At 62.6% G+C, this 8,767-nt stretch carries 10 protein-coding genes; 3 read left to right on the top strand and 7 right to left on the bottom strand.

The genetic code is table 11. The features are described 5' to 3' along the window. Positions 1-26 precede the first annotated feature (26 nt). Complete coding sequence (locus A2J01_RS07020) at positions 27-572, bottom strand: LuxR C-terminal-related transcriptional regulator (RefSeq protein WP_231915723.1); 546 nt, start codon at positions 570-572, stop codon at positions 27-29. A 630-nt stretch (positions 573-1,202) separates the two neighbouring features. Between A2J01_RS07020 and A2J01_RS07025 the strand changes: the two genes are divergently transcribed. After that, positions 1,203-2,702: a flavin-containing monooxygenase gene (locus tag A2J01_RS07025; RefSeq protein WP_003940522.1), complete on the top strand. Its 1,500-nt coding sequence runs from the start codon at positions 1,203-1,205 to the stop codon at positions 2,700-2,702. An 82-nt stretch (positions 2,703-2,784) separates the two neighbouring features. On the opposite strand, the gene A2J01_RS07030 is transcribed toward A2J01_RS07025, so the two are convergent. Beyond that, entirely contained in the window at positions 2,785-3,255 is a 471-nt protein-coding gene (locus A2J01_RS07030; protein ID WP_064112397.1) for a hypothetical protein, read from the bottom strand. 77 nt (positions 3,256-3,332) lie between these two features. On the opposite strand from A2J01_RS07030, the gene lexA reads away from it, so the two are divergent. Further along, positions 3,333-4,022: a transcriptional repressor LexA gene (gene lexA, locus A2J01_RS07035; protein WP_172827072.1), complete on the top strand. Its 690-nt coding sequence runs from the start codon at positions 3,333-3,335 to the stop codon at positions 4,020-4,022. A 13-nt stretch (positions 4,023-4,035) separates the two neighbouring features. Here the strand turns inward: lexA and A2J01_RS07040 are convergent, their stop codons facing one another. Genes A2J01_RS07040 through A2J01_RS07055 form a run of 4 tightly spaced genes read right to left on the bottom strand, consistent with a single transcriptional unit; the run spans position 4,036 to position 7,392 of the window. After that, positions 4,036-4,449, bottom strand: a complete 414-nt coding sequence (locus A2J01_RS07040; RefSeq protein WP_007729736.1) for a (R)-mandelonitrile lyase — start codon at positions 4,447-4,449, stop codon at positions 4,036-4,038. 29 nt (positions 4,450-4,478) lie between these two features. Then, positions 4,479-4,865 (bottom strand): DUF2255 family protein, encoded by a 387-nt coding sequence (locus A2J01_RS07045; protein ID WP_007729735.1) that lies wholly within the window; start codon positions 4,863-4,865, stop codon positions 4,479-4,481. Further along, positions 4,840-6,312 (bottom strand): MFS transporter, encoded by a 1,473-nt coding sequence (locus tag A2J01_RS07050; RefSeq protein ID WP_042447232.1) that lies wholly within the window; start codon positions 6,310-6,312, stop codon positions 4,840-4,842. The genes A2J01_RS07045 and A2J01_RS07050 overlap by 26 nt, the downstream gene beginning before the upstream one ends. 42 nt (positions 6,313-6,354) lie before the next feature. Then, positions 6,355-7,392, bottom strand: a complete 1,038-nt coding sequence (locus A2J01_RS07055) for a zinc-dependent alcohol dehydrogenase family protein (RefSeq protein ID WP_064112398.1) — start codon at positions 7,390-7,392, stop codon at positions 6,355-6,357. A gap of 167 nt (positions 7,393-7,559) precedes the next feature. Between A2J01_RS07055 and A2J01_RS07060 the strand changes: the two genes are divergently transcribed. After that, positions 7,560-8,444 (top strand): helix-turn-helix transcriptional regulator, encoded by an 885-nt coding sequence (locus A2J01_RS07060; RefSeq protein WP_064073862.1) that lies wholly within the window; start codon positions 7,560-7,562, stop codon positions 8,442-8,444. Positions 8,445-8,471: 27 nt separating this feature from the next. On the opposite strand, the gene A2J01_RS07065 is transcribed toward A2J01_RS07060, so the two are convergent. Continuing rightward, a partial coding sequence (locus A2J01_RS07065) for a diguanylate cyclase domain-containing protein (protein WP_156519202.1) occupies positions 8,472-8,767 on the bottom strand: 296 nt, incomplete at its 5' end.

Here is an 8,767-nt window from a genome sequence, read left to right on the forward strand (position 1 = left end):
GGCGAGTGTGTCTGGGGCACTTCCTGCTAGAAGCGTCCGATCCGAAGTTCCAGTGGGTGTCTGCGTGCGTCGTGACCAGAGCGGCGGAGCATCGCGCATGCCTCCAGCTGGGAATGCACCCCCAGTTTTTGCAGGATGCTTCGGATGTGGGCGCGAACCGTGGTCGGTGCGATGTGGGCGGTTCGAGCAATCGAGTCGACATTCGAGCCTCCGTAGAGAAGGCCCACGATCTCGAACTCGCGATCGGTGAGACTGCTGATTCGTGCGAATTCTTCGGTGCGCAACCGGATGCGTTGTACGAGCGAGGACTTGTCGTGTGCAGACCGAGCGGAGTTGGGGTTGATCGCGGCCTGCAGCTCATCGAGCAGGGATGTGAATGGCAGTTGAGAGTTGAGCACGGCGTGGGCGCCCGCTGCGAGCCCCCGAATCATGGAGTTGCCGCTACTGAGATCGCCGACCAGGACCGATCCCTCGAGCGCGGAGAGCTCCTTCACCTGCCAATCGACGCCCCCGAGTGGTAGGAGAACGAGCGCTCTACCGTGATCGCTGGTGTGATGCCTTAACAGGCTCATGTCTGCGGTTTGTGGCTCGGAATAAGCCCTGGTGCTGATTCCGGCAGCGATTGCATTGGCGAACCCTCGATTGCTATGAGTGGTGTACACGGTGACTGTGCTGGAGAGTGTCATAGCGACTACATCTCCGGTGGAGGTCCGCTCCGCCCGCTCTCTTCGCTGCGAAACCAAAACCGTTGCTTTCAGCGTGGTTTCGTCAGCAGGTTAGCTATCGCAGTGACCTTTCCGCTGATGCGCACGAAGGTTACGGCGATATCGCAGTTGCCCGTCTTCCCATGGAAACTCGCGCGTTCGACACCTGATCGTGGACCTTCGAATTATGCTGGGGCGCTGAATATTTGGGCGATGAGTATCCCGTGTAGACGAGTCATTGGGCGTTCCGTCGACGACGTGAACAACTCTCCGGTGTCTCGAGGCATTCAGGCGTCTCGATCGAGTTCCGCGAGGCCGGTGCGTCGCACCTCAATGTTCCGTACGCGGCCGGGTCGAGATATTGACTGTTACCGTCAGTTGCACATACCCTGTTCATTGGCGCTGACCTTAGGGAACCCGGCCTGAACCGGCCGATCGTTCTCGGTCACTGCCGACGCCAGAAGTAGCTTCGCGACGACCGACGAAACGAGTTTCCTCATGACACAGCATGTCGACGTACTGATCATCGGCGCTGGCTTGTCCGGAATCGGCGCGGCTTGCCACCTCATTCGTGAGCAGACCGGAAGCACTTACGCGATCCTCGAACGCCGCGAGAACATCGGTGGCACCTGGGACCTGTTCAAGTATCCCGGCATCCGTTCGGATTCCGACATGCTCACCTTCGGATTCGGTTTCCGTCCGTGGATCGGAACCAAAGTGCTCGCAGACGGCGCCAGTATCCGTGACTACGTCGAGGAAACCGCCAAGGAATACGGCGTCACCGACCACATCAACTTCGGCCGCAAGGTCGTGGCAATGGACTTCGATCGCGCGACTGCACAGTGGTCCGTGACCGTCCTGGTCGAGGCGACGGGGGAGACCGAGACGTGGACCGCGAACGTCCTCGTCGGCGCCTGTGGTTATTACAACTACGACAAGGGATACCGCCCCGCCTTCCCCGGTGAGGACGACTTCCGCGGTCAGATCGTGCACCCGCAGCACTGGCCGGAGGATCTCGATTACACCGGAAAGAAGGTAGTGGTCATCGGTTCCGGTGCCACCGCGATCACGCTGATCCCGTCGATGGCCCCCACTGCCGGTCACGTCACCATGCTGCAGCGCTCGCCCACGTGGATCCAGGCGCTACCGTCCGAGGACCCTGTGGCCAAGGGTCTCAAGCTTGCACGCGTTCCCGATCAGATCGCTTACAAGATCGGTCGAGCCCGCAATATCGCACTGCAACGCGCCAGCTTTCAGCTCTCACGTACCAATCCGAAGCTGGCGAAGAAGCTGTTCCTCACCCAGATCCGCTTGCAACTCGGCAAGAACGTGGACCTGCGTCACTTCACCCCCAACTACAACCCGTGGGATCAGCGCCTGTGCGTGGTTCCCAACGGGGACCTGTTCAAGGTGCTCAAGAGCGGCAAGGCCGACATCGTCACCGACCGTATCGCCACGTTCACCGAGAAGGGCATCGTGACCGAGTCGGGCCGCGAAATCGAGGCCGACGTCATCGTCACGGCGACCGGCTTGAACGTACAGATCCTGGGCGGGGCGACCATGAGCATCGACGGCGAGCCCGTCAAGCTCAACGAGACGGTCGCCTACAAGAGCGTGCTCTACTCCGACATCCCGAACTTCCTGATGATCCTCGGCTACACCAACGCATCCTGGACGCTCAAGGCAGACCTGGCCGCGTCCTATCTGTGTCGCGTACTCAAGATCATGCGTAAGCGCGACTACACGACTTTCGAGGTTCACGCCGAACCTGAGGACTTCGCCGAAGAATCTCTCATGGGCGGAGCCCTGACCTCGGGCTACATCCAGCGCGGCGACGGAGAGATGCCGCGTCAGGGTGCCCGCGGTGCGTGGAAAGTGGTCAACAATTACTACCGCGACCGCAAGCTGATGCACGACGCCGAGATCGAAGACGGTGTGCTGCAGTTCAGCAAGGTCGATATTGCTGTCGTGCCTGATAGCAAGGTCGCCAGCGCATAGTCGGCTCCACCGGGGGATGGACCGGTCGTACCAGTGGGGACGTCGGAGAATGTGCTGGAGATGTTGCGTCGACGTACCCGCGTCACGGGGTTTGCGATCGGTGAGTTCGCTTCCGTAATCGTCGGTTGTGCACCACCACGGGAAGAACATAGGTAGCGACCATGATCACGGCGAGCAGTCCGAGATAGAGATATGGCCAGGTCCATCCCGCTGCTCGTATGGCCAGCAACGATCCGCCCATGATCAAGGGCATCCCGGCCCCGGCGAGCAGGTCGACGTCACGGGGCGAGACGGGTGGGGTTCCGAGCAGAGGTACGCGGCTGCTTGAGTTTTCTCTGATCGTGCGCATCACTGACATGCAGTAGAGGGCGGCGCCGGCGATCGCGATCGCCGCGCCAAGTGCAACTTCGACGACGCCGGTTCTCGCGGACATCAATGCGTAGGCAAACACACCCACCGTTCCCAAAGTGACCGGTGCCGACTTCCAGATCGGCGTCGACTTATGGGTGTCGGCGGGAACACTGACCGGGCGCATCGGTTCGAGAGGCTCCATCAGCTCAGCGTGCCATGCGCCGCTCGGGAAACAAACTGCCTGTGCCGTTTCTGGCAGACTCCGGCTGCCTGGCCTGGATGTCGGGACCCCTCACTACGATTCTCGTCGTGACCGATTACGACGATCTCGACATGTTCGGTGGCCTCGACGCCTCCTCCCTGCCGCTCCGCCAGCAGCAGATTCTGATGACCATCCGGGATCTCGTGGCTGCCAACGGGTGCACGCCGAGCACACGGCAGATCGGAGACGCGGTTGGTCTGCGCTCGACGTCGACGGTGTCCAAGCACCTCAAGAGTCTCGAAGAGAAGGGCTTCCTCCGTAGGGGAGCGGCCATGGCTCGGCAGTTGGACGTGCGGCCGTTCCTCGTAGGCGCGAAGGAACAGTCGTCGTCGAATACGGTGACGGTTCCGGTCGTCGGTGACATCGCGGCCGGCGCGCCGATCCTCGCGGAGGAGCACGCCGACGAGGTGCTTGCGCTTCCTCGCGAGCTCGTCGGCTCCGGCACGGTGTTCGGACTTCGGGTGCGTGGTGAGTCGATGGTCGACGCAGCGATCTGTGACGGTGACGTCGTCGTGGTGCGCCGCCAGGACGAAGCTCATTCCGGTGAGATCGTCGCCGCGATGATCGACGGCGAGGCCACGGTGAAGGTGCTCCGGCGTCGCGACGGTCACGTGTACCTCGAGCCTCGCAATCCCGCGTACAGCGTCATCGACGGCGATCGCGCGGTCATCCTGGGCAAAGTTGTTTCCGTGATGCGCCGTATCTGAGAGGTGTCCGGTCTCAACGACGTTTGGCGCGGGGACCGCCGTATTCCTCATCGGTGACTTTGTCGCCCCATGTAGTTTCGGTGCCTCCGTCGCCGGGTCCTTCCCACAGTGCGAGGTGGCTCATGAAACGGTCGGGTGCCGCGCCGTGCCAGTGTTCCTCTCCCGCTGGGGTGTAGACGGTCTCACCCGGGTGGACTTCGACGATCTCGCCGCCGCGAGCTTGAACCAGCGCGGTACCGGAGACGATGTGGAGGGTCTGTCCGACTGCATGGGAGTGCCAGTCGGTTCGCGCGCACGGTGCAAAGCGAACCATGTTGGCGCGCATCCTCGACGGCTCCTGGCCGGCGTAGATGACGTCCCACCAGACGTCGCCGGTGAACCAGTCGCTGGGTGCTTTGCTGGTGGGCTGGGGCTTCAAGATTTCCATGAGGTCTCCTCGGAATCGAAAGGGGCGGTTCAGTTCTGCGTCAGCGGAACAAGTCGAATGGTGTTGGGTGCGGCGGCGCGGCCGGTGACGGAGCCGACGATCTGCGGGCCGTAGCGGTCGTACTTGGTGTGATAGGCGGAGTCGATCGACGAGTGGGCATCCGGTGCGGCGGACTCGAACGCCACGTCCCGCTCGATTCCTCCTGCTCGGATTCGGCCCGTTCCACTTGCCGTTGCTCGGACGAACCACGGGTTGTCGGTTCCGTAGGCCGAGCGAACGTACAGTTGGTTGTCGGTACGGACAACCCAAATCGTGACGTACGGCCTTGCGGTTCCGTCTCGGCGGTACGAGGAGACCTGCAACTCCTCGGCGTCGCCGATCTTGGTCAGTTCAGCCTCGGTCCACGAGTGCGACATCTCGGCTTCCTTTCTCCTGGTCGAATTGCTTTGCGGTACTTCGCGTTCTCGTAGCCGGGACGATCAGTGCGAGGACGATGACGAGACAAGCGGCGAGCAGGGCGGTGCCTGCGGTGAGAGCCGTTGATACGTGATCGGTGAGTGCCGTTGTAGCGTCGTCGGCAGAGGATCCGGCGCCCGCGGAGACTGCGACGAGGATGCCGAGTCCGAGGGCACTGCCCAGTTGATGTGCAGTGTTGACCAATCCTGATGCGGCACCGGCATCTTCGGCCTGTACCCCGGAGATGCCAGCAGAAGTCAGTGGGGCGAAAGCCAACCCCTGTCCGGCGCCGATCAAGATCATCGGAAGTGCTATCGCAGTGAGGTACGTGCTGCCGGGATGGACCAGACTGAGCCACGCCATCCCGGCTAGGGTGACGGCAATGCCAACCGACAGAATTGCGGAATTTCCGAATCGCGGTGTCAGTCGCGGAATAAGCATCGCCACAGCAAAATTGACGATCGTCATCGGGAAGAAGGCGATGCCTGCTTGGAACGCGCTGAAGCCCATGACGCCTTGGAGTAGCTGAGTCGTGAAGTAGAAGAATCCGATCATGGCACCCAGATAGAGCATTCGGGCGGCGTACGCCCCGGATCGCTCCCGGCTACGGAACAACCTCAGTGGCATGATCGGCTGCTCCGCTCTCGCTTCGTTGAGGAAGAGCAAGGTCAGTAGTATCGCCCCGGCCGCCAGTGTCGCAACGGTGATCGGTGAGGTCCACCCCGCTTCGGCCGAGTTGACGGTGCCGAAGACGAGTGCGGTCATGCCGAGTGTGGCGAGAACAGCGCCGGCCACATCGAAACGTCCGGAGTTGGGCTCGGTTTCCGGAATGAACCGGGGAGCGAGAGCGATCATCGCGATACCGATCGGAACGTTGATGAAAAAGCCTGCGCGCCAAGACACCCAGTCGGCAAGGGCGCCGCCGATCACGAGTCCGAGGCTGGCGCCTATTCCCGCAGCAGCGCCGTACCAGGCAACAGCGCGCGTTCGCTCCGGGCCGGGCGGGAAACTGGCGGTCAGCAGTGACAGCGACGCCGGGGCGACCACTGCTGCTCCGACGCCTTGGAGAGCGCGCGCTGCGATGAGCCACCAACCGTTCGGCGCGACCCCGACGAGAAACGACGCAATCGCGAAAATCGCGAGACCGGCCACGAATACGCGACGACGGCCGAAGATGTCCCCGAGACGAGCACCCAGCAGGAGAAGCCCGCCGAACACCAGGGTGTAGGCGTCCTGGACCCAGGACAGCCCGGTTGCCGAGTAACCCATGCTGCTTTGGATGCTGGGTAGCCCGGTGAAGATGATCGAATTGTCGAGCAGGATCATGAAATAGCTGATCAGAATGATCGCCAGGATCGCGGTGGGATTGATGCGACCGGCAACAGGACGGGTGGCAATGTGGGTCACGCGCATCTTCTTCGCAAGTGGTGGACTTTCGCAAGTGGTGGACTACGGGCGGACGAGGACCTTCAACGATTCACGGGAGTCCATGGCTCGGTAGCCTTCCGCTACGTCGTCGAGTCCGACGGTGTGGTCGAAGACCTTGCCTGGCTCGATCTTTCCATCGAGCACATCCGGCATCAGCTCTTCGATGAACGCGCGCACCGGGGCCGGTCCACCGGTGAGTGTGATGTTGGGTCCGAAGAGTGTCCCGAATCCGATTGGAGCTTCTTCGTATTGGGGTACTCCGACTCGGCTGATGACGCCGCCCGGTCGGACAACTCCGAGCGACTGCTCGTAGGCAGGCATGTGACCTACCGCTTCGAGGACGACATGAGTGCCGTCGCCTCCGGTCAGTTCGCGGACTTTCTCGATGCCCTCGTCTCCACGTTCGGCAACCACGTCGGTGGCTCCGAACTCGAGACCGAGATCCGTGCGGGTCTTGTGGCGCCCCATGAGGATGATGCGCTCGGCGCCGAGGCGTTTGGCGGAGAGCACTGCCATCAGCCCCACGGCTCCATCGCCGATGACCGTGACCGTCGTGCGTTGGTTGACGCCACCCTTGACCGCCGCGTGATAGCCGGTGCCGAAGACGTCGGAGAGCGTGAGCAGTGACGGCAGGAGTTCGGAGTCCTCACCGACCGGCGCCTTGACCAGGGTGCCGTCTGCCAACGGCACTCGGATGGCCTCCGCCTGCCCGCCTCCGATCCCGTTTCCGGCCCAGAATCCGCCGTGGCGGCAGGACGTCTGCAAGCCTTCGCGGCAGAAGTCGCACGTCCCGTCGGACCAGGCGAAGGGGGCGATGACGAAGTCGCCCTTCTTCAACGTGGACACCTCGCGACCGGTCTCTTCGACCACTCCGATAAATTCGTGGCCCATCGGGGAACCACCGGGTGTGGCCGGCATGCTGTGGTAAGGGTGCAGGTCAGAGCCGCAAACGCAGGCCCTGACGACCCGCACGATCGCGTCCGTCGGCTGCTGCAGGACCGGATCGGGCACGGTCTCGACCCGAACGTCTCCGGCGCCGTACATGATGGTTGCTCGCATGGTGTCCCCTCTTGCTTCTGGTGTCGCGTGCTTCGAAGTCGACGTTTCGGCGTGGACCGGTCGACTGCAATCAGTCAACGCCACGCCTCGCGGGCGCGGGAGTGTCTGTTGTTCCAGGTAACGGCAGTACCTCCCTCGGTCTTCTCCGCTCGAGTAACGTGAACTGCATGGACAACCGAGCCGAGATCCGCGAATTCCTCAGCTCCCGTCGTGCTCGCATCACACCCGAGCAGGCAGGGCTGCCGGCCTACGGCGGAAACCGTCGCGTCAAGGGGTTGCGCCGTGAGGAAGTCGCTCTGCTCGCCGGTGTGAGCATCGACTACTACGTGCGCATGGAACGCGGAAATCTGGCGGGAGCGTCGGACTCGGTGCTCGAAAGCCTTTCCCGAGCACTGCAACTCGACGAAGCCGAAACTGCCCACTTGTACGACCTCGCGAAGGCCGCCAGTGCAGGCGCACCGAGTAGAAAGCGGCCCGCCCCCAAGGGCGTGAGCCCGGCGATTCAGCAGATACTCGACGCCATCACCGACGCACCGGCGTGGGTACGTAATGCCAGGCACGACATGCTGGCGGCCAATCGTATGGCGCGCGCGTTGTATTCGCCGGTGTTGGCCGATCCACGTAGGCCGGCGAACAACGCCCGCTTCGTGTACCTGGACCCGGCATCGCAGGACTTCTTCGTGGATTGGGAGCGCGCGGCAGACGACATCGCCGCGATGCTCCGCTCGGAAGCGGGGCGCAATCCCCATGACAGGGCGCTGACCGAGCTCATCGGCGAACTTGCCACTCGCAGTGAGGTATTCCGCACCCGATGGGCGAAACACAATGTGCGCTTTCATCGGACGGGATTCAAGAAGGTTCGTCACCCCGTCGTCGGAGACCTGGAGCTGAACTTCGAGGCGATGGAACTGCCGTCCAATCCCGGGCTGACACTGCTGGTCTACACCGCGGCGCCGGGGACGCCCACGGCTGACGCACTCAAACTCTTGGCGAGTTGGGCGGCAACCCAGGATCAGCTGGATCCGGCGAACGACAGCGAAGCGGCGCTCTGAATTCGATCGGCGGGTAATCGTGCCGATTCAGCTCAGATGCGTTACTGCCCAAGCTACCTGGTCTCCACCTCGTCGTTTCGCCCGATACATCGCGTTGTCGGCATCGGCAAGAATCCGATCGATGGTTCCCGAAGCGTCCGGGATTGTCGAGGACAGCCACACGCTGGCTCCGACGCTCACGGAAATCGACTGCCGGCCGGCGGGCCGCGATATCGAATTGTGAATGTCCACCACGGTTTGTTCGATGCGACGTGGCTCCACGGGCATGAGAATCACGAACTCGTCGCCGCCAGTCCGCGCAACCAGCCCGACCTCTCCGACCA

The sequence above is a fragment of the Rhodococcus sp. EPR-134 genome, assembly GCF_001647205.1.
Lineage (GTDB): Bacteria > Actinomycetota > Actinomycetes > Mycobacteriales > Mycobacteriaceae > Rhodococcus_F > Rhodococcus_F qingshengii.